At 62.5% G+C, this 24,861-nt stretch carries 20 protein-coding genes; 8 read left to right on the top strand and 12 right to left on the bottom strand.

The features are described from left to right. The first annotated feature begins 42 nt into the window (after nt 1-42). Nucleotides 43-729, top strand: a complete 687-nt coding sequence (locus ABIE35_RS08865) for a fasciclin domain-containing protein (RefSeq protein ID WP_354514170.1) — start codon at nt 43-45, stop codon at nt 727-729. 74 nt (nt 730-803) lie between these two features. Here the strand turns inward: ABIE35_RS08865 and ABIE35_RS08860 are convergent, their stop codons facing one another. The 10 genes from ABIE35_RS08860 to purU form a co-directional block, all read right to left on the bottom strand. Continuing rightward, a complete protein-coding gene (locus tag ABIE35_RS08860) occupies nt 804-992 on the bottom strand; it encodes a hypothetical protein (RefSeq protein ID WP_354514168.1) in 189 nt (62 codons plus the stop codon). Between the two features lie 45 nt (nt 993-1,037). Continuing rightward, nucleotides 1,038-3,056: a BCCT family transporter gene (locus ABIE35_RS08855; protein ID WP_354514166.1), complete on the bottom strand. Its 2,019-nt coding sequence runs from the start codon at nt 3,054-3,056 to the stop codon at nt 1,038-1,040. Between the two features lie 375 nt (nt 3,057-3,431). Continuing rightward, the gene (locus ABIE35_RS08850) at nt 3,432-4,238 is read right to left on the bottom strand and encodes an IclR family transcriptional regulator (protein ID WP_354514164.1); all 807 of its coding nucleotides are present in this window, start codon (nt 4,236-4,238) and stop codon (nt 3,432-3,434) included. Between the two features lie 127 nt (nt 4,239-4,365). Beyond that, nucleotides 4,366-5,589, bottom strand: a complete 1,224-nt coding sequence (locus ABIE35_RS08845; protein WP_354514162.1) for a molybdopterin molybdotransferase MoeA — start codon at nt 5,587-5,589, stop codon at nt 4,366-4,368. A gap of 111 nt (nt 5,590-5,700) precedes the next feature. Further along, entirely contained in the window at nt 5,701-6,918 is a 1,218-nt protein-coding gene (fdhA, locus tag ABIE35_RS08840; protein ID WP_026005570.1) for a formaldehyde dehydrogenase, glutathione-independent, read from the bottom strand. Between the two features lie 199 nt (nt 6,919-7,117). Then, on the bottom strand, nt 7,118-9,436 hold the full coding sequence (locus tag ABIE35_RS08835; RefSeq protein WP_354514159.1) for an FdhF/YdeP family oxidoreductase: 2,319 nt from the start codon (nt 9,434-9,436) through the stop codon (nt 7,118-7,120). Nucleotides 9,437-9,446: 10 nt separating this feature from the next. Continuing rightward, nucleotides 9,447-10,331: a bifunctional 5,10-methylenetetrahydrofolate dehydrogenase/5,10-methenyltetrahydrofolate cyclohydrolase gene (locus ABIE35_RS08830; RefSeq protein WP_354514157.1), complete on the bottom strand. Its 885-nt coding sequence runs from the start codon at nt 10,329-10,331 to the stop codon at nt 9,447-9,449. Then, the gene (locus tag ABIE35_RS08825) at nt 10,328-10,954 is read right to left on the bottom strand and encodes a cyclodeaminase/cyclohydrolase family protein (RefSeq protein WP_354514155.1); all 627 of its coding nucleotides are present in this window, start codon (nt 10,952-10,954) and stop codon (nt 10,328-10,330) included. The genes ABIE35_RS08830 and ABIE35_RS08825 overlap by 4 nt, the downstream gene beginning before the upstream one ends. 134 nt (nt 10,955-11,088) lie before the next feature. Beyond that, nucleotides 11,089-13,581 (bottom strand): GcvT family protein, encoded by a 2,493-nt coding sequence (locus ABIE35_RS08820; protein ID WP_354514153.1) that lies wholly within the window; start codon nt 13,579-13,581, stop codon nt 11,089-11,091. Nucleotides 13,582-13,629: 48 nt separating this feature from the next. Then, a complete protein-coding gene (purU, locus tag ABIE35_RS08815) occupies nt 13,630-14,544 on the bottom strand; it encodes a formyltetrahydrofolate deformylase (protein WP_354228697.1) in 915 nt (304 codons plus the stop codon). A 120-nt stretch (nt 14,545-14,664) separates the two neighbouring features. Here purU and ABIE35_RS08810 point away from each other — a divergent pair, with 120 nt between their 5' ends. The 3 genes from ABIE35_RS08810 to ABIE35_RS08800 all read left to right on the top strand — a co-directional run bounded on the left by ABIE35_RS08810 (nt 14,665) and on the right by ABIE35_RS08800 (nt 16,651). Further along, a complete protein-coding gene (locus tag ABIE35_RS08810; protein ID WP_354514151.1) occupies nt 14,665-15,345 on the top strand; it encodes a GntR family transcriptional regulator in 681 nt (226 codons plus the stop codon). A 199-nt stretch (nt 15,346-15,544) separates the two neighbouring features. After that, nucleotides 15,545-16,420, top strand: a complete 876-nt coding sequence (gene pdxS / locus ABIE35_RS08805) for a pyridoxal 5'-phosphate synthase lyase subunit PdxS (protein WP_354514666.1) — start codon at nt 15,545-15,547, stop codon at nt 16,418-16,420. A 6-nt stretch (nt 16,421-16,426) separates the two neighbouring features. Next, complete coding sequence (locus ABIE35_RS08800) at nt 16,427-16,651, top strand: hypothetical protein (protein WP_354514149.1); 225 nt, start codon at nt 16,427-16,429, stop codon at nt 16,649-16,651. 21 nt (nt 16,652-16,672) lie between these two features. On the opposite strand, the gene ABIE35_RS08795 is transcribed toward ABIE35_RS08800, so the two are convergent. Then, nucleotides 16,673-17,605 (bottom strand): LysR family transcriptional regulator, encoded by a 933-nt coding sequence (locus tag ABIE35_RS08795; protein ID WP_354514147.1) that lies wholly within the window; start codon nt 17,603-17,605, stop codon nt 16,673-16,675. Between the two features lie 172 nt (nt 17,606-17,777). On the opposite strand from ABIE35_RS08795, the gene ABIE35_RS08790 reads away from it, so the two are divergent. After that, a complete protein-coding gene (locus tag ABIE35_RS08790; protein ID WP_354514145.1) occupies nt 17,778-19,079 on the top strand; it encodes an aromatic ring-hydroxylating oxygenase subunit alpha in 1,302 nt (433 codons plus the stop codon). Next, nucleotides 19,076-20,488, top strand: a complete 1,413-nt coding sequence (locus ABIE35_RS08785; RefSeq protein ID WP_354514143.1) for a ferredoxin reductase — start codon at nt 19,076-19,078, stop codon at nt 20,486-20,488. The genes ABIE35_RS08790 and ABIE35_RS08785 overlap by 4 nt, the downstream gene beginning before the upstream one ends. On the opposite strand, the gene ABIE35_RS08780 is transcribed toward ABIE35_RS08785, so the two are convergent. After that, nucleotides 20,489-22,642, bottom strand: a complete 2,154-nt coding sequence (locus ABIE35_RS08780; RefSeq protein ID WP_354514141.1) for an amylo-alpha-1,6-glucosidase — start codon at nt 22,640-22,642, stop codon at nt 20,489-20,491. Nucleotides 22,643-22,920: 278 nt separating this feature from the next. Between ABIE35_RS08780 and ABIE35_RS08775 the strand changes: the two genes are divergently transcribed. Then, complete coding sequence (locus ABIE35_RS08775) at nt 22,921-23,262, top strand: hypothetical protein (protein ID WP_354514139.1); 342 nt, start codon at nt 22,921-22,923, stop codon at nt 23,260-23,262. A gap of 95 nt (nt 23,263-23,357) precedes the next feature. Next, nucleotides 23,358-24,749, top strand: coding sequence for a cryptochrome/photolyase family protein (locus ABIE35_RS08770; protein ID WP_354514137.1), 1,392 nt, complete (start codon nt 23,358-23,360; stop codon nt 24,747-24,749). The last annotated feature ends 112 nt before the right edge of the window (nt 24,750-24,861 follow it).

The raw sequence follows: 24,861 nt of genomic DNA, 5'->3' as shown, positions 1-24,861 counted from the left end.
CAATGGACCCAACGCCCTGGTTCCACAAACAAGGAGAATGACATGTTGTCCACAAAGCGCCCCGCCCTCGCCTTCGTTGGCCTCACTGCAGCCGCCCTTCTCGGTCTCACTGCCTGTGGTGGTTCCAGCACCTCCACTTCGCCTTCCTCGGCATCTGCCGCTCCGGAGACGTCCTCAGCCATGCCGTCTGCTTCGCCGTCGGCCTCCGCCATGAGCAGCGCCGCCATGGATCCGGCCGCTAACCTTGTGGGCCCCGGCTGCGCCGGTTACGCCGCACAGGTTCCGGACGGTGCCGGTTCGGTAATGGGCATGGCCCAGGACCCGGTAGCCGTAGCAGCATCGAACAACCCGCTGCTCAAGACCCTGACCGCCGCCGTTTCCGGCAAGCTCAACCCCAAGGTGGACCTGGTTTCCACCCTGAACGGCAGCGAATTCACGGTGTTCGCACCGGTTGACGATGCCTTCGCCAAGATCGACCCTGCAACAATCGAGACGCTCAAGACGGACGATGCCCTGCTGAGCAAGATTCTCACCTACCACGTAGTCCCCGGTCAGCTGACCCCGGACCAGATCGTCGGCACCCACAAGACTGTCCAGGGTGGCGAAGTGACGGTTGCCGGCACCAAGGATGCCCTCACGGTTGACGGAGCTTCCAACGTGATCTGCGGTGGCGTCCAGACCGCCAACGCCACGGTTTACCTGATCGACTCGGTGCTGATGCCCAAATAGGCCTTAGCCTCCACCAGTACTAACAACAAAGCAGGCGCCGGAACCCCGGCGCCTGCTTTAGTGTGTGTTGCTGTTTAGCGGCTGAAGTCAGTGTCTACATAAGAGCCCGCCCGGTTATGTTCGGATCCGCAGGGGCAGTGGTCAACCTCAATACGCACGGTCATTGGTTTGGACGAGTCCAAGGTAAGAGTCACATCCTTGCCTGCCTGGGCGCTGGCCGGGGCGTTGAGGCGAAGGGTGCCTTGGGTAGCGGTTTTGGACATGGTGAACCTTCCTGATGTCTGAAGAGAAACAGCTAAGAAGCTGGACTATTTGTCGTCGGATTCCAGTTGGGGTTTGCCAACCAAGGGTATGGTTCCCGTGGGCGTTCCCCCGGCGCACTCGGAATCCGTACACTTCTCAGCGCAGTCGTGCTTGGTGACGAGGTCGAACTGAACGCCACCGTGTTGCTCAACGCCGGTGCGGATAGCTCGATCCACCACGGAGGTGGCCAACCGCTTGTGCAATTGCAGGGGATCGCGGCGAAGGTCCTTGACCAGCGCGAAGCACAGCAACAGCATGACGATCACAAAGGGCAGGGCAGCCACGATTGTCACTCTTTGCAGGCCGGACAACGCTTCGGAGGGTTTATCGCCACCGGCAAGCAACATGACCGCTGCCACTGCGCCGGTGAGGCTTCCCCAGAAGATCACAACTCCCCGACGCGGGTGCTCAGCGCCGTTGGAGCTGAGGGATCCCATCACGATGGAGGCTGCGTCCGCGCCGGTGACGAAGAAGATCGCCACAAGAACCATAGCCAGGACAATGACGGCGGCGGTTAGCCAGCCCGGCATGCCCAGGTTCTTCACCAGATCGAACAGGGCACCATCAAAGTTGATGGATGGTGCGCCGTCCACCATGGTCACAAGTCCAGGAGTGCCGGCCTTGTCTGCCTCTTGCTGGACGTGGAATGCAGCGCCACCGAAGATGCCGAACCAGATGACGCTGACGACGCTGGGCACCAGCAGCACGCCTGTAACGAACTGGCGGATGGTGCGGCCACGGCTGATGCGGGCGATGAACATTCCCACGAAGGGCGTCCATGAGATCCACCAGGCCCAGTAGAAGATGGTCCAGCTGGTCATCCAGCTGCGCAGGGAGTCATCGCCCACGGCCTCGGTGCGTGAGGACATCTCAGCCAAATCCCGTGCGTAGTCACCCACGGCGGAAGGGATCAAGTTGAGGATGAACAGCGTTGGGCCGGCAACGAACACAATGAGGGCCAAAACAACGGCCAGCACCATGTTGATATTGGACAGCCACTGAATGCCGCGGCTGATGCCTGAAACAGCTGATGCCACGAAGCAGAAGGTCAGGATCGCAACAATGACCACCAGCACGGGCGTGCCAATCTCACCAAGCCAGCCGTTGGAGGTCATGCCACTGCCGATCTGAAGGGCGCCGAGGCCCAGCGAGGCGGCGGTTCCGAAGAGCGTGGCGAAGATGGCCAGGATGTTGATGAACTTGCCGATCGGTCCTTCCACCATGCGGATGCCGAACAGTGACGTAAAAGCTGCGGACACCAGTTGCTTGCGGCCGAGGCGGTAGGTGCCATAAGCCATGGCGATACCAACTACGGCGTACATGGCCCAAGGGTGCAGTGTCCAGTGGAAAATGGAGGTGGCCATGGCGGTTTGAATGGCGGCCGGGGTGCGGCCGTCCACTGTTCCCGGCGGTGGCGAGATGTAGTGGTACAGCGGTTCGGCCACACCGTAGAACATGAGCCCGATTCCCATGCCGGCGGCGAACATCATGGCCACCCAGGACACGGTTCGGAACTCGGGCTTTTCGCCGTCTTTGCCCAACGGAATGTTGCCGAACTTGCCCAGGGCAAGCCAGAGGACGAAGACGACGAACAATGAGGCGAGGACCATGAAGAGCCAGCCGGTGTACTCCATGACCCAGTTCAGGGCACCTTTGGAGGTATCGGAAAGGCTGTCGCGTCCCACAAAGCCCCAGATCACGAAGGCGACGGCGATGGCGCCTGTGATTCCGAAGGTGACTTTGTCGAGCGTAAGTTTGCGGTTCCGGCGGGCAGAAACGGCCTGCTCGGTTTTGGCGTGGCGCAGCTCTTCCATGATCTGTTCGTATTCCTCGGAATCCGGAAGAGGCTCTGCACCTCCGTCCTCAGCGTCGAGGGCTGCCAAGTTGGTGTTGTCTGGGGAGACACTGATGACGCCAGGCGTCTCCGCGTGGGCAGGGCTGGTTGATGATGAACTACCTGCCAAGCGGTCGTCGGCGGGTAACTCTTCTGGTGTTAAGGGTTTTGTGTCGCTGTTTATAGCCATGAGCGGGTCCTTTGCTCGGCGAGTCATGGGTTTGCGTTTATACATGGCCCTGGATGGTGAGGCCGAAGGGAAGGCTGGGGGGCTTCCCCGCTGACCATGTTGTGCTGTCCCCGGCCCCCCGTTTCAGGAGCGTGGACAGGCAGTTTCATGGTGCACCTCGTTGGTAGGACTGATTGGTTGAACGCCGGGCTCGAGGAACCTGAGAGACGTTCCGCATGAATCAACAACATTCGCGCTAAGCAACAGAGTGCGCCCCGTCACACCCAAAGTCAAGGCTTTTCGGCTCTTTGACGCAACTTGATATATCAATTGGCCTTGAGGGCTGTCGTTAGGCCTAACGCTTGCTGTTACGCATATATCTGGTGTAAATGAGGGCTAGCGGTGTCTGTAGCCCATCCGGGCGCTGATGGTCAGCCCGGCCTCCCGGAGTCCCTCAATGAGCCCCGGCTGGTCCTCCGGTGAGAAGCGGAACGCGGGACCGGAGATGCTGACCGCGGCAATGACGCTTCCAGCGTGGTTGAAGATAGGCACGGCAACGGCGGTCAAGCCGATTTCAAACTCCTCGTGGACTGTGGCGTACCCGTTACGGGCCACCTCCAGCAACTGCTTTTCCAGTTCCCCCCGATTGGTGATGGTGCGGGGTGTTCGCGCAGGCATGCCCACTGCTTTGAGGACCTGGGTTCGCTCATCAGCCGTCAAGGCCGCCAACAGCACTTTGCCGCTGGAAGTGGCGTGGAGCGGCGTCAGGCTCCCCACCCAGTCGTAGGTGGCCAAGGTTGAGGGTCCCATCGCCTGGTCCACGTTGACGGCATAGTTGGACCGAAGAACGGCGAGGTTGACCGTCTCCTTGTATTCGGCAGCCAGCGACTCCAAAACCTGGCGTGCCTCATGCACCACACTCAGCCTGCCGGGAATGGAGGACGCCAGGCGAAGGATCCCAAAACCCAGTTGGTACTTGCCGCGTTCGCTGTTCTGCCGGACGATTTCACGGTTGACCAAGGAGCCCACCAGACGCGACACCGTGGATTTGTGGACGCCCATTTCCTCAGCGATCTCACTGACTCCGGCATCTCCTTCGCGCGCCAGGATCTCCAGGATCTGGAGCGCACGGTCCACTGATTGGACGCCGCCACCTTGGGCCTCCACGTCCTTGTCAGGGTCCGGGTTACTGCTTGCGGCCATGATGCCTCGTGTCATTGTCCAAGCAGGCCGCCCTGAGCCGGTAGCCATGTTCGGCCTGCACCCTCGTCTTTCCTCATCCTAGACGGAGTTTTGCACGGACCCTTTCACACCATGGGACTCAAAGGGGCTAATTCCACGGCAGCGGCAGCACCGGAACGGGCGAGCCGGCTGCCACGCCTTCGGGAGGCACCGCCATGTATCCATTTGCCCAAGCAAGCCCGCGCATCATTCCCGGACCTGTGTGGGATGCCGGGAACGCCAGATCATGGATTACGGTGCAAGGAACCAGCCGTGTTCGCCGGGGGTCCGGTTCCATGTCAGCTCCGGACGTCATCAGGCTGGCTTCCGTGAGGGGCCTGTCCCCCAAGGCCGCCAAGAGGGGCTCTCCAAGGGTCATGAGCGCCATCATGGCTGCAAGCGGGTTCCCCGGAAGCCCAATGATGAAACGACCATCAGGAAGTTCGGCCAGTACGGCCGGATGTCCTGGACGCATGGCAATACCGTCCAGGAGGAGCCTGCCGCCGAGCGCGGCAACAGCGTCGCGGAAGTGATCCGTGCCGGATTTACCTGTTCCGCCGGTGGTAACCGTGACGTCCGGCCGTTCGGCGTCGGGAACTGGGCCTTCAAGAGCGCCGCCCAATGCCACAATCCACTCATCGTAGGAGTCGCCGATCCTGAGTTGGCCAGCGGGCTCGCCGCCCAGTTGCGAAATGACAGTATCCAGTTGGGGACCAAAGGCGTCGCGGACCTGTCCCGGTGCAGGCTCGCCTGAGGTGACTACTTCGGAGCCGGTAAGTACGACGGCGACCCTGGGCTTGCGCTGTATCTGAACGTTGTCGTGGCCTGCCACAGAAGCCAGGGCTATGTGCGCCGGGTTGAGGAGAGTGCCGGGGGGTATGAGGACATCGCCGGCCACAGCTTCTTCTCCGGCTGGACGAATGTGCCGGCCAGGGAGTGTTTCGTGTGGCTTCGAATCGTGCCTGAGCGAGAGGTACCCGTCAGCGGAAACACGGCCGCTTTCCTTGCGCAGGATTGCAGTGGCGCCGGTGGGGACAAGCCCTCCGGTGGCGATCACGCTTGCTTGTCCCGCGGGGAGCGGCCGGCCCGGCGTCGTCACCATCCATGGCCCGGTGCTGTCGCCGTCGCCGGCACTGTTAACGGCCCACCCGTCCATGGCTGATGAAGCATAGTGGGGGAGATCCTGCTGTGCGACGACGGGGCTGGTCAGAATGCGGCCCATTGCTTCGCGGAGGGTAACCATCATGGACGGTAGCGGCCTGGCGCACTGGTAGGCCAGCTGCCGCGCTTCGGCCCAGGTGGATGCGTGGGTGCACGTGGCTTGTGCAAGCATTGATGCCCGCTTCCTGAGGTGGGTATGACGCAGATACCAGGGACTGCACGGCCTTCCCGTACTTCTTGCCGCGCAGTCCCCGGTATCAGTTGATGCGTACTGAGTGGACGGTCAGGCCTTCACGTAGCCGTTGGGGTTCAGTACGAACTTTGTTGCCGCTCCGGCGTCGAATTCAGCGTAGCCGCGGGGAGCGTCCTCGAGCGGGATCGCCTGGGCATTGACTGCCTTGGCGATCTGGACCTTGTCATGCAGGATGGCCATCATCAACTGACGGTTGTACTTCATGACCGGGCATTGGCCAGTGGTGAAAGACAAGGACTTGGCCCAGCCGGTACCAAGGGACAGTGAGAGGGAGCCGTGCTTGGCGGCGTCGTCGATTCCACCCGGGTCGCCGGTGACATAGAGGCCGGGGATGCCCAGGGATCCGCCGGCGGCCGTGATGTCCATGAGGGAGTTCAGCACGGTGGCGGGGGCTTCGTGGGAGGCGTCCTTTCCGTGGCCGCGGGCTTCGAACCCCACTGCATCCACGCCACAGTCCACCTCGGGAACGCCGAGGATCTGCGCGATCTGTTCCTTAGGATCCCCATTGGACACGTTGACGGTTTCGCAGCCGAAGGAGCGCGCCTGCGCCAGCCGGTCCTCGTTCATGTCGCCCACAATCACGACGGCGGCGCCCAGCAGTTGAGCGCCGACGGCGGCGGCAAGGCCCACGGGCCCGGCACCTGCGACGTAAACCGTGGAACCCACGCCGACGCCGGCGGTGACGGCGCCATGGAAACCCGTGGGGAAGATGTCCGAGAGCATGGTCAAGTCCATGATCTTCTCAAGCGCCTGATCGCGGTCCGGGAAGCGCAGCAGGTTCCAGTCAGCGTAGGGAACCAGCACAAACTCTGCCTGGCCGCCCACCCAGCCTCCCATGTCCACGTAGCCGTAGGCGCTGCCGGGGCGGTCGGGGTTGACGTTGAGGCAGATGCCGGTCTTCTGTTCCTTGCAGTTCCGGCAGCGGCCACAGGAGATGTTGAAGGGCACCGAGACGATGTCGCCCACCTTGATGAACTCGACGTCGGGTCCTACCTCCACCACTTCGCCGGTGATTTCGTGGCCGAGCACCAGGTCCTGTGGAGCTGTGGTGCGGCCACGGACCATGTGCTGGTCCGAACCGCAGATGTTGGTGGTCACGGTGCGGAGGATCGCGCCGTGTGGCACTTTCCGCCCGACGTTTGCAGGGTTGACGCCCGGCCCGTCCTTAAGCTCAAACGTTGGGTAGTCAGTGTCGATGATTTCCACGACACCGGGTTCCTTGTAGGCGACTGCTCTGTTTCCTGACATGGTCACTCCCTGTTCTTTGGCTGTTGCTGAAATATGCTGCCCAATGGTCCGAAAGTGGTGCTTCGGCGAAGAAATACCTCCCCAGGTTTCAGGCCACCGAAGCACCATTCACGGACAACCGGACAGCTGATATTTTCATGAATACTCTATAGATATATCAGTCATCCTATGTGACGCAGATCATGCTGTACAGCGCTGTCTAGGCTTTCTCCAGCCTGATGATCACGGACTTCGATGTAGGCGTCCCACTGGTGTCCGCCACTGAATCGAGTGGCACCAGGACGTTGGTTTCCGGGTAATACGCAGCGGCGCATCCCTTGGGCGTCGAATAGGCCACCAGGCGGAAGTTCTCTGCCCGCCGGTCCGTTCCCTGGAATTCGGAGATCAGGTGGACCATGTCCCCGTCGGCAAATCCCAGCTCTGTGATGTCCTCGGCGTTGATGAGCACGACGCGCCGGCCGCCATGGATGCCGCGGTAGCGGTCGTCCTTGCCGTAGATGGTGGTGTTGTACTGGTCGTGGGATCGCAGGGTTTGAAGGACCAGCCGGCCCGGAGGGATCTTGATGAACTCCAGCTCGTTGCCCGTGAAATGTGCCTTCCCGGACGGGGTGTCGAACTTCCTGGCATCGCGCGGCGGATGGGGAAGCACAAAGCCGCCAGGATGTTGGATCCGCGCTTCGAAGTCCTCAAAGCCATCAAACACCGCTTCAATGTGCTTTCGGATCAACGCGTAGTCGTCCCGCATGGCCAGCCAGGAGGCCTGCGGTGTGTTGGGCAGGCGGCTGTGGCCATCTGTGAAAAGGCGGTGTGCAAGGTTGCAGACGATCGCCACTTCGGAGTGGAGGTGGTCACTGGCGGGCTTGAGCCGCCCCCGTGATGCGTGGACGGCGCTCATGGAATCTTCCACGGTGACCCGCTGATCGCCGGTGCGCTGGGTGTCCTTTTCGGTGCGTCCGAGGGTGGGCAGGATCAGCGCACGCCGGCCGGTGGACAGGTGCGAGTGATTGAGTTTCGTGGAGATCTGGACGCTCAGCCGGGTGTTGGCCAGGGCCAGCTCGGTCACTTCCGAATCAGGGGCGGCGCGGACGAAGTTGCCGCCCATGCCCATGAAGAAGCGGACTTTCCCGTCCCGCATGGCCCGGATGGCTGCCACGGTGTCGTAGCCGTGCGCACGGGGAGAGCGGAACTCAAATTCGTGGTCCAGCCGGTCGTGGAACGTCTCCGGCATTTTCTCGAAGATGCCCATGGTGCGGTCGCCCTGGACGTTGGAGTGGCCGCGCACCGGACAGACGCCGGCGCCGGGCTTGCCGATATTGCCCTGGAGCAGCAGGACGTTGACCACGTCGCGGAGGGTGGGTACGGAGTGTTTGTGCTGGGTCAGTCCCATGGCCCAGCACACGATCGTGGAACTGGAAGCGAGCATCCGCTCTCCGGTTGCCTGGATCTGCTCCAGCGTCAGGCCCGATGCCTCCACAATGTCATCCCACTCCACCTTTTCCAGGAAACGCAGATAGTCGTTGAGACCCACCGTGTGGTTCTCAATGAAGTGGTGGTCCAGAACAGTTTCCAATCCCGGGGTGTTCCGTCCGGCGGCTTCGGCTTCCAAAAGGTATTTGCCCAGGCCTTGGAAGAGGGCCTGGTCCCCGCCGGCGCGGATCTGCAGGAAGTCGTCCGTCAGCTGTGTCCCTTGAATCATTCCTGCCACATGCTGCGGGTTCTCGAAATGCAGGAGCCCGGCCTCGGGAAGGGGGTTGACGGACACGATGACCGCGCCGTTTTTCTTGGCCTTCTCCAAGGCGCTGAGCATGCGGGGGTGGTTGGTGCCGGGGTTTTGGCCCGCCACGAAGATCAGCGACGCCGTTTCCAGGTCCGTCAGGCTGACAGAGCCCTTGCCAATCCCGATGGTTTCCACCAGTGCTGAGCCGGAGGACTCGTGGCACATGTTGGAACAGTCCGGGAGGTTGTTCGTACCAATGCCGCGAACCAAAAGCTGGTACACGAACGCTGCCTCGTTGGAGGTCCGGCCCGAGGTGTAGAAGACCGACTGGTCAGGGTGTTCCATGCTCCGCAGCTCCTCGGCCATGAGGTCATACGCTTCCTCCCAGCCGATGGGCGTGTAATGCGTTGCGCCTTCATCGAGGAACATCGGGTGGGTGATCCGGCCTTGCTGGCCCAACCAGAAATCATCGCGGGTCTTGAGCTCGGCAACGGAGTGCTTGGCGAAGAACTCGGGCGTGACGCGGCGGCGGGTGGCTTCCTCGGCTACTGCCTTGGCGCCGTTCTCGCAGAACTCTGCCGCATTCCGCTTCTCATGTTCAGGCCAGGCGCAACCCATGCAGTCGAACCCGTCCAACTGGTTCACTGCCAGCAGGGTCTGGACGCTGCGGAGCGGCCCCATCTGTTCCAGCGAAATTTTCAGGGCATTGGCAACAGCCGGGATGCCCACGGCCTTGGTCTTGGGTTTGCTGACGGTCAGCTTCGACTCGTCAATGTTCTCGCGCGGAGCTTTGGAATGCATGGGAAACCCTTCAGATCCGGGAAGTGGAAGCAGTCAGGAGCGCGGCGGGGGACTGCTGCCGGGCGGCTTCCGCTGTGTGCAGCAGCAACAGTGCTGTGGTCACTGACCCCACACCGCCTGGAACCGGACTCAGGCCGGCGGCGACTCCGGTGACGCTGGCTTCGTCGACGTCTCCCACCAGGGAACCGTCGGGGAGGACGTTTGTTCCGACGTCGATTACTACCGTCTCCGCTGAGACATCGCTGCCCTTCAGCAGCCCGGTGCGCCCTGCGGCAACAACCACGACGTCGGCGGGCCGGGTATGGCGTTCCAGCGGCCCCGACTTGGAATGGCAGATGGTGACGGTCGCGTCCCGCTCCAATAGGAGCAGGGACAGCGGCTTGCCCACCACGGCTGAACGTCCGACGACGGTGACGTTCCGGCCCGCAACCGGGATCTCAAAGTGGTCCAGCAATTCCACCACCGCCCGCGCAGTAGCGGGCGCGAATGCCGGTTGGCCGACAGCCAGGCGGCCGAGGCTGAGGGGATTTGCGCCGTCGATGTCCTTTTCCGGGGCGATGAGCCCCACCAACCGGTCTGCCCGAACGGCGGCAGGAAGGGGAGTTTGGAGGATGATGCCGTGGACGGTTGGCTCCGCGCTGAGGTCGGCCAGGACACTGGCCAGCGCTTGTTCGCTGGCGTCGTGGCCAAGATCAACAATTCTGCATCCAATTCCTGAGCGTTCTGCTGAACGCTCGATCGAACGGACGTACCAGAGCGTTGACTCGTCCTCCGTAGCCACCACAACAGCGAGGGTGGGCCGCATTCCATCGGAGCCCAGGTTGCGGGCCTCATCCTGGGCTTGCTGCCGGATGAGGGAAGCGAGTCCCTTGCCGGAAAGAACTGCAGTGGTCATGAGAGGATCCTTTCGCGGACACGCTTGACCAGGGAGTCGGCGGCCAGGACAACTTTGTCCTCAAGACCGTCCGTCTGGTCCGCTAAACGTGTGCGGGCTGCGGTGTCTTTGATCGCCACCACGTTGATGTCGATGTTGACCCGGGCAGTGGTGGCGGCAGCGCGGGCTGCATCTGCTGCCGCTGCGACGTCGCTAATGACATTGGGGTTGGCCACGTCGAAAAGTTCGGTGGCGAGGTCCACCACCTCACCGGAAACCTTGATGAGCTGGGCAGGCGTGTGCGCGGCCTGGACCAGGGCGTCCCGGATGGCGGCGGCCTTTGTTGCCTTGAGCTGCTCGGTTTCGGAGGGCAGCTTGTAGGAATCGATGACGGACTGGAAAGCGTGTTCGTCGGCGTCCGCCAGACGCAATGCCTCAATGATCAAGTGGTCGGCTGCGCTGGTGATCCTGGCGACGAGTGCCGCGTGCTGCTCATATTTTGGTCCGGTGGTGTATCTGGCCACCATCGCCACCAAGGCAGCACCCTGTGCCGCGTGCAAGGCCGCAGCTGCACCGCCACCGGGGGTCGGCTGACGTGAGGCAAGCCGGGAAAGGTAGTCATTGATGGTTTCTGAGCTGATCATGTGCCGTCCTGGCTGAACTGGGGGAGAAGGCTGAACTGGGGAGAAGGCTGAGGGGCAAAGCTGCGGCCCGGACCCTCCCGGCCACGAAGGAGGAAGGGGCCCGGGCCGCATGCTGTGGCGAACTACGTGGCGTTTTAGCCGCGGAGCCTGCTCATGGTGGGGTCGTACAGCGGATCCTGGGTCACGGTCGCCTGGATGCGGCGGCCAAAGTACTCGATTTCCACGGAGTCTCCGATTGATACTGCAGCGGGCAGGTACGCGTAGGCAATCGGCTTGCGGACCGAGTAGCCGTAAGCGGCGCTGGTCACGTAACCCACCGCTTGGTCCTTATAGAACACCGGTTCCTTGCCCAGCACCAGGCTCCTGCCGTCGTCGACCGTCAGGCAGCGCAGGCGACGGGCAGAGCCTTCCTCGGTGCGTCCTTCCAGTGCGGCCTTGCCAACGAAGTTCTCCTTGGTCATCTTCACGGCAAACCCAAGACCCGCTTCATAGGGATCGTGCTCGGTGGTCATGTCCGTGCCCCAGGAGCGGTAGCCCTTTTCGAGTCGCAGGGAGCTGAAGGCGGCACGTCCCGCGGCGATGACGCCGAACGGCTGGCCGGCCTTCCACAAAGCATCCCAGAGGCGCTGCCCGTTGTCCGCGCTGGTGTAGAGCTCCCAGCCGAGTTCGCCCACGTAGGACAGGCGCATCGCGGTGACGGTGACGCCTCCAATGGTGACCTTCTTGGACCGGAAGTACTTCAGGCCGTCATTGCTGAAGTCATCGTTGCTGACCGTGCCGATGAGGTCACGTGCCAACGGACCCCACAAACCGATGCAGCAGGTGCCGCCGGTGGTGTCGCGGACCTGGACCCAGTCGCCGGCGCTGCCGTTCTCGGTCTGGTGCCTGGCTGCGCGCTCAAAGTAGGCGGTGTCGATGTTGCCGTTGGCGCCCAGCTGGAACGTATCTTCGCTGAGGCGGGCCACCGTGATGTCGCTTCGGACGCCGCCGGCCTCGTCCAGGAGAAGGGTGTAGGTGACAGCGCCGGGCTTCTTGGACAGATCTCCGGTGGTCAGTTCCTGGAGCAGCTTCAGGGCGCCGGGGCCGGATACCTCAAGGCGCTTGAGCGGCGTCATGTCGTACATGGCAACCGCGGTACGGGTCTTCCATGCCTCGGCTGCGGCGATGGGCGAGCTGAACATTCCAGACCACGCATCACGGGCCGGGGGCTGCCAGTCGTCCGGCATTTCCTTGAGCAGTTCAGCGTTGGATTCGAACCAGTACGGGCGCTCCCATCCGGCGCCTTCCAGGAAGTAGCCGCCCAGTTGCTTGTGGCGGGCATGGAAGGGGCTGACGCGGAGGTTGCGGGGGGAGAGCTTGGGCTGGAGCGGGTGCATCACATCGTAGATTTCCACGAAGTTCTGCTGGGACGTCTCGCTGACGTATTCGGGGGTCAGCTGGACCTCTTCGAAGCGGTGGATATCGCAGTCGCCCAGATCAATCTGGGACTTGCCGGTGGTGAGCAGCTCTGCCACGGCGCGCGCGATGCCGGCGGAGTGGGTAACCCACACGGCTTCGGCAACGAAGAAGCCGTCCACTTCCTTGGACTCGCCTACCAGCGAGCCACCATCCGGAGTGAAGGAGAAGATGCCGTTGAAGCCATCCTCGATCTCGCTTTCCCGCAGTGCCGGAAGGATCTGCTTGGATGCTTCCCACGCGGGAAGGAAGTCTTCCAGGGTGAAGTCCAGGCGGGACGGCATGTTGTGCTCGCTGATGCTGCTGGGCTCGTAGCTGCCCAGCTCATCCAGATCCACGGGCATGGGGCGGTGCGCGTAGGAGCCGATGCCGTAACGGTCGCCGTGCTCGCGGTAGTAGAGGTCCTGGTCCTGGTGGCGCAGGATGGGCAGCTGGGCGCCGTTGGGCAGTTCGTTCTTGCCCTTTTGGGCGGGAACCGGGGTGGTCTTGACGTACTGGTGTGCCAGTGGAATGAGCGGAACGGACATCCCGATCAGCTCGCCCACCTTGGCGCCCCAGAAGCCGGCGCAGGAGACCACGATGTCCGCGGGGATGACGCCATCGGCGGTCTCGACGCCGGTTACGCGGCGGTTTGACTGCTCAATTCCGGTGACCTCGGTGTTGCCGATGTACTTCACGCCGGCAGCTTCGGTGCGCTTGATCAGCAGCTGCACGGCGCGGGCGGCAAGCGCCAGGCCATCGGTGGGGACGTGAAGGCCACCCAGGATGTCTTCCTCATTGATCAGGGGGTATAGCTCCTTGCATTCCTCGCGGGTGAGGATCTTGCCGTCGATGCCCCACGATTGTGCGTAGCCGAGCTTGCGCTTCAGGTCAGCCAGGCGAGTCTCATTCGTGGCAACTTCAAGGCCGCCCACTTGGTTGAAGCAGCTCTGGCCGTCCTCGGTGAGGGATAGGAGCTTTTCCACCGTGTACTTGGCAAAGAGGGCCATGGACTTTGATGGGTTGGTCTGGAAAACCAGGCCCGGCGCGTGCGACGTGGAGCCACCGGGCATGTTCAGGGGTCCTTGGTCCAGGACGGTGATGTTGTTCCATCCGCGGGTGACCAGTTCGTCGGCGAGGTTGGTGCCGACGATCCCGGCTCCGATGATGACAATGCGGGGCGTGGATGTCATGGGGGTTCTCCTGCTGAAGTTCGTGTGGGGTCTGGGGCGACGGGTGGCTTAGCGGAAAACCACGGTGCTGGTCTGGTCCAGCAGCACGCGGTGTTCGCAATGCCACTTGACGGCGCGGGACAATGCCAGGGCTTCGGCATCCTGGCCCACGGTTGAGAGCGTCGTGGGGCCGTAGCTGTGATCGACGCGGATGACTTCCTGTTCGATGATCGGTCCCTCGTCCAGGTCCGCGGTGACGTAGTGGGCAGTGGCACCCACCAGCTTCACGCCACGGTCGTAAGCCTGGTGGTAGGGGCGGGCGCCCTTGAAGCCAGGCAGGAAGGAATGGTGAATGTTGATGGCACGGCCCTCAAGGGCGCGGCAGAGATCGTCGGAGAGGACCTGCATGTAGCGTGCCAGCACCACGAGGTCCACGTTGTACTCCTCCACCAGGTCCAGGAGGCGCTGTTCAGCCTCTGCCTTGGTGTCCGGGGTGACGGGAATGTAGACGAAGGGAAGGCCGGCCGCTTCAGCCATGGCCCGGTGGGTCTCGTGGTTGGAAGCAACCACTACGAGGTCGCCACCGAGGCTGCCGCCGCGCCAGCGGAAGATGAGGTCGTTCAGGCAGTGCCCGAACTTGGAAACCATCACCAGTACGCGCTTCTTGGTCTGGTCATGGAAGCTGAACTTCATCTCGAAGCGGTCGGCAATCGCGCTGAACTCCTCTTCAAGACGCTCCGGTGAGTAGGACAGCGGGCCCGAGAAAGCGGTCCGCAGGTGCAGTGTCTGGCGGAGTCCGTCGTCGAACTGTTGGTGTTCTTCGATGTTGAAGCCGCGCTCAAACAGGAAGGTGGTCACTGCCTGAACGATCCCGGCGCGTTCGACGCACGACAATGTGAGTACGAACTTCTGCGCTTGCTCTTCTTTGAGCAATTCGGGCTTGGGTAGTGTGCTTACCGGTGAGTCTGTAGCCACGAGGGTCATGTCTCCTCCTTTAGATATATTCCTGGGTCCTGAACTGATATATTAGGATTGGTATTCAGCGTATACTGGTGGCTCAGGCAGGTCAATAGGTTTGTCGGTTGTGAAGAAGGGGATGGCGCTGTGGCTTTTGAAACTCTGGCAATCGCCGGCCAAGACGCAAGGAAGTCCTTGGCTGACGTCGCCTACGAACGCCTCCGGGATCGACTCTTGATGTTGGACATCAAGCCCGGCGACCTCCTCAACGACGATCAGCTTGCCAAGGACCTGGAAATAGGCCGGACTCCGGTGCGTGAGGCCCTGAAGCGGCTGGAGCTGGACCGGCTGGTCATCACCTATCCTCGGCGGGGCACATTTGCCACCCGCGTGGAGGTAACCGACCTGGCTTTCATCTCCGAGATTCGGGCGCAGTTGGAGCCGCTCGCTGCCGCAAGGGCGGCCCGGGTCGCCTCGCCCGCCACCAGGCAGCACTTGCGGGATGTCATGCAAGCGGTGGAAGCTTTCGATGTCAGCGCTGCTTCAGTAGTGGAAACGCTGCGACTCGATGCCAGTGTCCACCAGGGGATCTACGCGGCTGCCGCGAATCCCCACCTTGAAGACGTCTTGATCCGCTATGACAACCTGGCCACGCGCATCTGGTGCATGGTCCTGGACCGGCTGCCCAATCTGGAGCACCACGTGCGCGAACACCTGGATCTGCTCCGGGCTGTTATTGACGGCGATGAGGAGAAGGCTGCCGGGTTGGCCCGGGTTCACGTGAGTGGTTTCGAGCAAGCCGTGCGTCAGGCTCTTTTCGCGGCCTGACGCCGCCTGCGCCTTCCAGACTGTTGACTCTCTGGTTGGGCCGGTTGCATACTGAACACTCCAACTAATATATCATCCGGATATCAGACTTATGCGGGTTGCCGCTGGTCTATCCGGGCGCTTGTGATGCAATCACAGCCTTCAGCCCTTGGAGTATCGCGTGACGACAAGACCCCTCCTTTTCGAACACATCCCTCTGATGGGCAGCAGCCGCGTTAAGCGGGGTATGGCGGAGATGCTCAAGGGCGGCGTCATTATGGACGTCGTTAGCGTCGAGCAGGCCCGCATCGCCGAAGACGCCGGTGCCGTCGCCGTTATGGCGCTCGAGCGCGTCCCGGCCGACATCCGTGCCCAGGGTGGCGTGTCCCGCATGTCCGATCCGGACATGATCGATGCGATCATCGCGGCCGTGTCCATCCCGGTCATGGCCAAGGCCCGCATCGGCCACTTCGTTGAAGCCCAGGTTCTGCAGTCCCTCGGTGTGGACTACATCGACGAGTCCGAGGTCCTGACCCCGGCCGACTACATCAACCACATCGACAAGTGGAACTTCACCGTTCCCTTCGTGTGCGGTGCCACCAACCTCGGTGAGGCGCTGCGCCGCATCAACGAGGGCGCGGCGATGATCCGTTCCAAGGGCGAGGCCGGCACCGGCGATGTCTCCAACGCCACCGGCCACATGCGCAAGATCCGCTCCGAGATCGCCAAGCTCGCCGCCCTTCCCGAGGACGAGCTCTACGTTGCGGCCAAGGAATTGCAGGCCCCGTACGAGCTGGTCAAGGAAGTTGCCGCCACCGGCAAGCTCCCCGTGGTCCTCTTCACCGCCGGCGGTATTGCTACCCCGGCTGATGCTGCGATGATGATGCAGCTCGGCGCTGACGGCGTGTTCGTCGGTTCGGGAATCTTCAAGTCCGGCAACCCGGCAGAGCGCGCCGCCGCCGTCGTGAACGCCACTGCCTACTACGACGATCCCGATGTCATCGCCAAGGTCTCCCGCGGTCTGGGCGAAGCCATGGTGGGCATCAACGTGGACGACATCCCCCAGCCCCACCGCCTCGCAGAACGCGGCTGGTGAAGCCAAATGACGGATCTCGCTCTTGTTAGGACCGCTAATGGTCGCGGCCTGCGGAACGATTGGGCTCAACTCGTCGGCCACACGGTGGAGGTGTGGTTGTTGGAGCGCCACGTTCTCACCGGGGTGGTGGAGCAGGCCTCCGACGACGATTCGGTGCTCTGGATTGCGGCGGAGGGACTCTCCACCAGGAAGCTGTTCGACAAGCCCACGGGCTACCAAATCTGGGCCTGAACTGCCCTGCCCGTTCTTCGTTCAGCGGTCGTCCTCGGGGCGGGCCGTGAGGATCCGGTGTGCGCTCTCCTGCAGGATAGCGAGCGATTCCTGGATCAAAGGCGACGCGATGCTGCCCCTGCGCGCGGCTGCCACAATACGGCGTGCCGGTTTCCCTTTGCCGGTAATGCGTAGCCGAACCACGTTCTCGGCACTATGCAGGGGTGCCAACCGCGGCAGGAGGCCAACGCCCAGCCCTGCGCCCACGAAAGCGATTTGGGTTTCCCATTCAACGGCCTCGTGGGCAATGCGGGGTGTCACCCCTACGGCCGTGAATGCGGCTGTGAAGAGGGAGTGGTACGTGGAGCCGGCCGCCTCGGTGATCCACGGTTCTGCAGCGAGCTCTTCCAACGTCACCGTTTCCCGCGATGCCAGCCGGTGAGTAGCGGGAATGATCACGTCCAGGGGATCGTCCAGCAGAACGGTCTGTTCGAAGCGGGGATCGTCCTCAACGTGGGCGTCGGACTGCATGGCAACTATCACCGCAAGGTCGATTCGCTCGGCAACTAATAAGTCGAAACATCGGGCAGGGTTTGCCTCGAGCACCTGCACTTCCAGAAGGGGGCGTGTGGAGCGCAGGGTGGCGGCCAGCGGCGCCAGCAACTGGGCGGCCGCCGTCGAGAATCCACCCAGCCCAAACCGTGACTGCACCTGATCGCCGGCCTCCATGGCTGCTGCGCGCAGGCTCTCCCATTCGGCAATGAGGGCATCCGAACCGGCCACCAGAAAGCGGCCAGTAGCGGTCAGCCGCACGCCCCGCCCGTCCTTTGCCAGCAGTTGCATTCCCAGCATGCGCTGGAGCTCCCGCAGCTGTGCAGAGACGGCGGAAGGGGAGTAGCCGGTGAGCTCCGCCGTGGCGCCTATGGTGCCGCAGCGGGCAAACACCCGCAGTGTGATGAGCCTCGCATCGATCATGCACCCATCATGCACCTAATGTGCACGGTTATCTCCAAAATATTGCGCTTTTGTTGCAGGTCATTCATCCCTAATCTCGTACTACGAAGACTTCGATAACGCCGGTTGCGATGATGCACCGCGGTCCCCAATGAAACACACACTTACACCCACGCCTCCTGGGAGGAAATACATGTCTGCTCCAGTCTTGCCCCTCAACTCACGCGGAAAACTCGCTTCATCCTTGCCTGCAGAGCAGCTGGAGGAAATCAGCAGTTTGTTTGAGTTCCGGCGCAAGGGATACTCCCTCGATGCGCCCTTCTACACCGACGCCACGATCTTCAAGATCGACATGGAAGCCATCTTCGGCCAGCACTGGATCTTTGCCGGCAGCGTCGCTGAGCTTCCGGAGCCGGGCGACTACATCACCGTGGATTACGGCCCCTACTCCCTGATCGTCCTGCGCAATGACGACGGCGGCGTGAACGTCCTTCACAACGTGTGCCGCCACCGCGGCGCCCGCGTCCTGACCGAATCCACGGGTTCCACCGGCAACCTTGTCTGTGGCTACCACTCCTGGACCTATTCCCCCGAGGGCAACCTGATCCATGCCTCCGCTCCCGGCGAAGCCAAGTTCGACAAGAACTGCTTCGCCCTCAAGCGTGCCCACAGCCGCGAGGTCGCCGGACTCATCTTCGTCTGCATCGCTGATGAACCGCCCACAGACTTTGACGAGACCTCCAAGATCTTCGAGCCCTACCTCGCGCCCCACGATCTCTCCAAGACGAAGATTGCCTACCAGCAGAACATCATCGAAGAGGGCAACTGGAAGCTCGTCATGGAGAACAACCGTGAGTGCTACCACTGCGATGGGCACCCGGAACTCGCCTGCTCGCTCTTTCCCACCTGGGGCCTGACGGAGGGGCTGATCCCGGCCCACCTTGAGGAGGTGTGGGACCGTAACAAGGAAGCACAGGCCTCTCTTGAGGAGCGCTGCCGTCGCTACGGCCTGCCCTATGAGGTAGTGGAGGAGCTTGACACCCGGATCGCCGGAATCCGCATCTCCCGCGAATCGCTCGACGGCGAAGGCGAGTCCTTCTCGGCCGATGGACGCAGGCTTTCCAAGAAGCTGCTCGGCGATTTGCGCGACTTCCGGTTGGGCCGCTGCTCCATGCACCTGCAGCCCAACAGCTGGTTCCACTTCCAGAGCGACCACGTCATCACTTTCGGCGTCTTCCCCATCAACGAACATCAGTCCCTGGTGCGCACCACTTGGCTGGTAGCTGACGACGCCGTGGAAGGCGTGGACTACGACCTCGAGAAGCTCACCTACACCTGGAAGCAGACCAACCTGCAGGACAAGGCATTCGTGGAGCTTTGCCAGACCGGTGCCGGAAGCCCCGCCTACGAGCCCGGCCCGTACATGAAGAGCGAGTACCAGGTGGAGGCTTTCATCAACTGGTACGTACAGCGTGTCCAGGAGCACTTGGCATGACCGAACTCCTCACTGAGACGCTGGTCCAGGAGCCACATCGCATTCGCGGCCTTGAAATGCCGTGGAACAGGGTGATGGGAAGCAGCGAGGGACCCGCCAGCGCAGCCCGTGCGTTGGGTCCCTGGCATCCGCAGGAGTTCATGGCCGAATGCGTGGAAATTGTTCCCGAAGTGGGCGGAATGATGACCTTTGTGTTCCGTCGCTCCGATGGTGCACCCCTGGCGTTCCGAGCCGGCCAGTACGTGAACGTGGCCTTCCCTGTGAACGGGGAAGACCAGGATCCGGCGGACCGAAGCTACTCGCTGTCCAGCGCCCCCACCAAGCCGTGGACTTTCGACATCACTGTTAAACGCGATCCAACTGGCCTGGTTTCACCGTGGGTGCACGAGAACATCAAACCCGGCACCGTCCTGGAGATGCTGGGGCCCGTGGGGGCCTTCCACCTGCCCGACGCCGACCGGCGGGCACGGTACCTCCTGCTGGCTGCGGGGGCGGGCATCACCCCCATCATGTCCATGGTGCGGACCATCCACTCCCTCCCTGGGCAGGCCGATGTGGTGGTGCTTTATCACGGGGCGGCGGACGAGGGTTTTGCCTTTAACAAGGAGCTCGCCTACATCGCCTCGGTGGACTCGCGCATCAAGGTCTTCTACTCCCTGGGTGACCGCGCCAAACCCGCGGACTGGGAAGGGCTGAGTGGAAGGCTCACGGCAGCAATGCTGGAGCAGGTGGCCCCAGATGCCAACGGCCGGCAAGTCTATGCGTGTGGTCCCGAGGGCTACCTGAACACCGCCACTGAGCTCCTGGGGAAGGTGGGCGTCGACGATACCTCCATCCACATGGAGTTCTTCACCGGCGATCGCCAGACCATCCTTGAATACCAGGAGGAGCTTGCGCACGCAGCGGACATCGCGGAGGAGATTGCCGAGGAAATCGCGGAATCCGCCGAGGACTACTACGAAAGCCAGCCCGCAGCGTTTGGGCTTTACGAGCCAGGTTACGACGCCGAGGGAACCCTGAAAGCGACCGGCCTGGAACTGGAATCCGCCGAGCCGGATCCGGCCGCCGAAGCGTCAGACGCCGGGGCAGACGTGGAGCAGGAAGCTGCCACACCTGACGCTTCGAGCTTTGAGACTGTGGGAACCGGCAGCCTCACCCTGTCCTTCCTGCGCACGGGCATCAATGTGCGCGTGGACCCGTCCGAGCACATCCTGGGCCCGGCCCAGCGTGCCGGCGTCAGGATCGGCGCCAACTGCAAAGAGGGCATGTGCGGTTCCTGCAAAGTGGTCAAACTGTCCGGCGACATTGAGATGAACCATCAAGGTGGCATCCGTGCACGTGAGATTGACGCCGGTAAGTTCCTTCCCTGCTGCTCCACCGCAAAGACCGACATGGTGATTGACGCCTAGTTAAGGTTCAGCCCGCCTTAGCTCCGCCCGTTCCACCAACTCCGTGATCCACGGCCGTTGTGCGCGGTGGAGGGTCATGCCCTCGGGAAGTCCCTCCACCTGTGCCGACGAGCCATCGATGTCTATGGTGATGCGTCCGCTTCCCATGGGGGCGTTGCTGATGTGCAGGTCGCCAAAGGACTCTGGCAGGACCGGGTCCAGCCAGAGCCCTCCCAGGGAGATGTGGGCGTCGTACCGCATGAGTCCGGTGATTAACTGGATGGGGGTGGTTGCAGCCCAGGCTTGTGGGGAACACGCCGTGGGGTACGGTACCGGTTCCCTGAACTGTTCGCGGGGAAAGCCGCAGAAGAGTTCCGGGAGTCTTCCGCCCGAGGACTCGGCAGCGTCAAGAAGGGCCGTGGCAATTCGCTGGGCTTCCTCCACGAATCCGTAACGGAGCAGCCCTGCCGCTATCAGGGCGTTGTCATGCGGCCAGACCGATCCGTTGTGGTAGCTGGCCGGGTTGTAGGCGCCCATGTCCGTGGCAAGCGTCCGGACGCCCCATCCGCTGAACATCTCCGGAGACATCAACCGTTCAACCACCAGGGGCGCCTTGTCTTCATCCACCAAGCCAAACCACAGGCAGTGCCCCATGTTTGAAGCACACGCGTCCACGGGCCGCTTGTCCTTATCCAAGGCCACCGCGTAGTAGCCCTTGTCCGGGAGCCAGAATTCTTCGTTGAACTTCTTTTTCAGGCGGTCCGCGCGTTCCCGTAGTTCGGCCGCCAAGGTGAGGTCGCCGTCGTCGTACGCCATCCAGGCGCGCGCCATATAGGCGCCATGCACGTACGCCTGGACTTCGCACAGCGCCAACGGTGGCTCAGCGATGGTGCCATCGGCAAAGTTGATGCCGTCCCAGGAATCCTTCCACCCCTGGTTGATGAGCCCATGCTGGTTGGGCCGCCCGTACTCCACGAAACCGTCGCCATCGCGATCGCCGTAGTCCCGGATCCAGTCAAGCGCGCGGTCTGCGTTGGGGAGTAGCTCAGAAATGACGTCTTTGGCGAAGCCCCACCGGCTGACGGAGCCCAGGACAACCACAAAAAGGGGAGTGGCGTCCACGCTCCCGTAGTACGCGGACTTGCCGCCCAAGGCCAAGCCGCTGGAAACATCGAGCCGGACTTCATGCAGGATCTTCCCCGGCTCCTCCTCGCTTGCAGAGTCCACCACCGTTCCTTGCCGGTCAGCGAGGGTGCGGAGGGTTCCCAACGCCAGCGACGGGTCAACTGGCAACGCCATCTCGGATGCCCACAGCGAGTCCCGGCCGAACAACGTCATGAACCACGGTGCTCCGGCGGCCACCACCACCCTGTCCGGATGGTCCGGGTCCTGGATCCGCAGCGCCCCCAAGTCTTCGTAACTGCGGCTGAGAGTGCGTTGGATGGAACGGTTTCCCACCTGCAGACGGGGAATCTTGGCCACCCATTCCTGCCGACGGCGATCGCTGGGGGACATCTCGCCGCGGGACGGGTGTCCGGAGGGCGCCCCTGTGCCATCCCCGGCGGGAACAACACTCACACGGGTGCTCCAGCTTCCCGAAGACGGAATCTTTGCAGTGAAGCCCAAGGCCCGGGCTCCTGCGCCGGCGCCCTCAGCCCGGATCACCACGCCCTTGCGGATTCCCTCCCACTTTCCACGAATCACCAGAGAATCGCCCTCCGGGACGCGGGTTTCCTTCCATTCGCGGGTGATGCGGGCGTCCTTCACTTCAAAAAGGTCTGCAAAATCGGACTCGGCCGTCAGGAGAATCCGGCACTCCACAGGGTGCTTGGAGTAGTTGCGGACCGTGATCTCCTCGAAGATGCCTGCCCCGACTTCCCTGAGCCTCTCCACCAGCAGGGGGCTGTCCGCATAGCCATCGGAGCGGGGAACCCGTCCTGCGAACAGTGCGCGGTAGGGTTCCCGGATTTCTGCGGCCAAAGGCTCTACCACCTGGCCGTTGATGGTCAGTTCCCACCGCGAAAGAATGCGGGTATCCAGATGGAAGACACCATGGGGCAGATCGGGATGGATGTCTCCGTTGGAGGAGGAAATGCAGAAGGACGAGCCTTCCACCAAAGTGATCGTGCCCGACCCCAAAGGCCCGGCCGCGGTGTCAGCATTCCAACCAACCACTTGGTGCTCCTTGCCACTGGGCTGTTCCGGCCGCTGTGACCGGCGGCTGCTGTGATGGCCGGCCATTTGCGTGGATATAGTCGACGCTACGCCGGAGAGGGTGCCGGCACCAGAGTCGTCCGGGGCCTCGGTCCAGGGGAAGGGAAAAATCGTGTCCGCAACCCAGAGTTAACCTGTTTTCCAGTTACTCCGCGGTATACGGGGTCTATAATGGCAAGAGGACATTCGCTGATGCAGCCCGGCGGCCCGCTTTTTCTTCCGACGCCGGAGGCCCCGTAATGACCGACACCCAAATCAGCAGCTTTGTCCGCGACTGTGTGGTGTTCGAGGACGACACTGAGAACGGCCTGGATTTTGACACCTTCTATGGCCTGTACATCAGCTGGTGCGTTCTTGGACGTAAAATCCCCATTCCCGACTCCGCCTTCAAGACAGCCCTTGAGCTTGAAGGGTTCAGGCCCATCAAGGTAAACGGCCGCAGAATCTACCCCGGCATGAGCATGGTGGGTGCGGCCGCAAGGGACTACGTAGTGAACAGTGTTCCTTTGTGGAGCGAGTCGGAAACCACCGTCCCGGTTCTTTCCGACATTGCCGAGGAAGCTGTTCCGTCCATCGCCTGATTTCAATCAACAGCCTGCGTCCAGCCCGTGCCCCTAGGATTTCATGAGGGGGCATGGGCTGGTCCTGTTTCCGGGGTGTGCGCTGAAAGGAATTGATGAAACCGTCCATCGTGTGGTTCCGGGACGACCTGAGGGTCGCCGACAACCCGGCCTTGCGGGCCGCCGTCGACGACGGCGAAGCCGTGGCCCTGTTCGTCCTCGACGAAGAATCTCCGGGCATCCGCGCCCATGGTGGCGCTGCGCGTTGGTGGCTCCACCATTCGCTGACGGCGCTGCGTGAAGAACTGGACAAACTCGGCATACCACTGCTGCTCCGCCGCGGACCTGCCGCAGACGTAGTGCAGGAAACCGCGACGGCGGTTGGTGCGGGCGCGCTCTACTGGAACCGCCGGTACGGTGCGGCTGAGCGAACGGTCGACGCCGGACTCAAGACCTGGGCGGCCGAGGCCGGGCTCCACGTAGCCAGCTTTCAGGCGTCCCTGCTTCATGAGCCGTGGAACGTGACCACCAAAACGGGTGGGCAATACAAAGTATTCACACCGTTCTGGCGGACGGTGTCCGCACAGGAATTCCGCGAGCCGTTGGCCGTACCCGCAAAGGGGCATGGTTACACGGGCAAGCTGCCGGCCGATGAAAAGCTGGACTCCTGGCATCTCCTGCCCACCAATCCGGACTGGTCCGGGGGATTGGCCGGGATGTGGACCCCTGGAGCGGCTGCCGGCCACCAGCGACTGGCAGCGTTCGTGGAGAAAGGGCTCTCCAACTACAGCGAGGGCCGGAACCGTCCCGACACTGATGGCAGCAGCTGCCTGTCGCCCTACCTCCGGTGGGGTGAGCTGAGCCCGTTTGAGGTGTGGCACGCCCTGGGATCCAAGCGGTCCGAGAGCGCCTCGATTTATGCCTCCGAGCTGGGCTGGCGCGAATTCTGCTGGCACCAGTATTTCCACAACCCGGAACTCGCCACCGCGAACCTTCGCCCGGAGTTTGATCGGTTCCCGTGGGCCTGGCCCGGCAGCAGCGGAGGCAACGGGAAGCACCCCGGCCACGAAAGCGCGCCGGAAGAGTTCCAGGCTTGGCAGCAGGGCCGCACCGGTTTCCCCATGGTGGACGCGGGGCAACGCCAACTGTGGCACACAGGCTGGATGCATAATCGGGTCCGCATGGTGGCCGCCAGCTTCCTGGTGAAGAACCTGGGTATCCATTGGCAGCTCGGGGAGCAGTGGTTCTGGGACACCTTGGTGGATGCCGATCCGGCGTCGAATCCTGCCAACTGGCAATGGGTGGCAGGCTCCGGGGCGGACGCCTCGCCCTTCTTCAGGATCTTCAACCCTGAGGCTCAGCGGGTCAAGTTCGATCCCCAGGGGAAGTACATCGCCCACTGGATCCCCGAATTTGGAACGCCCGAATACCCAGAGGAAATCGTGGACCTCAAAACCACCCGGGCGGAAGCACTCGAAGCGTACAAGGGGATGAAGGAAGTCCACTAGGACGCCACCACGCCCTGAAAACACCCCTCTGGAAATTAGTAGGAAGTCCGAGTATATTCGGGTTCAGAGATGACCTGGATCACAGTTGGTCACGTGTTCCCCGCAATGGTCC

It is taken from the genome of Paenarthrobacter sp. 4246 (assembly GCF_040546855.1).
In the GTDB taxonomy this organism is placed as follows: Bacteria; Actinomycetota; Actinomycetes; order Actinomycetales; family Micrococcaceae; genus Arthrobacter.
This window is presented reverse-complemented; position numbering and strand designations above follow the sequence as displayed.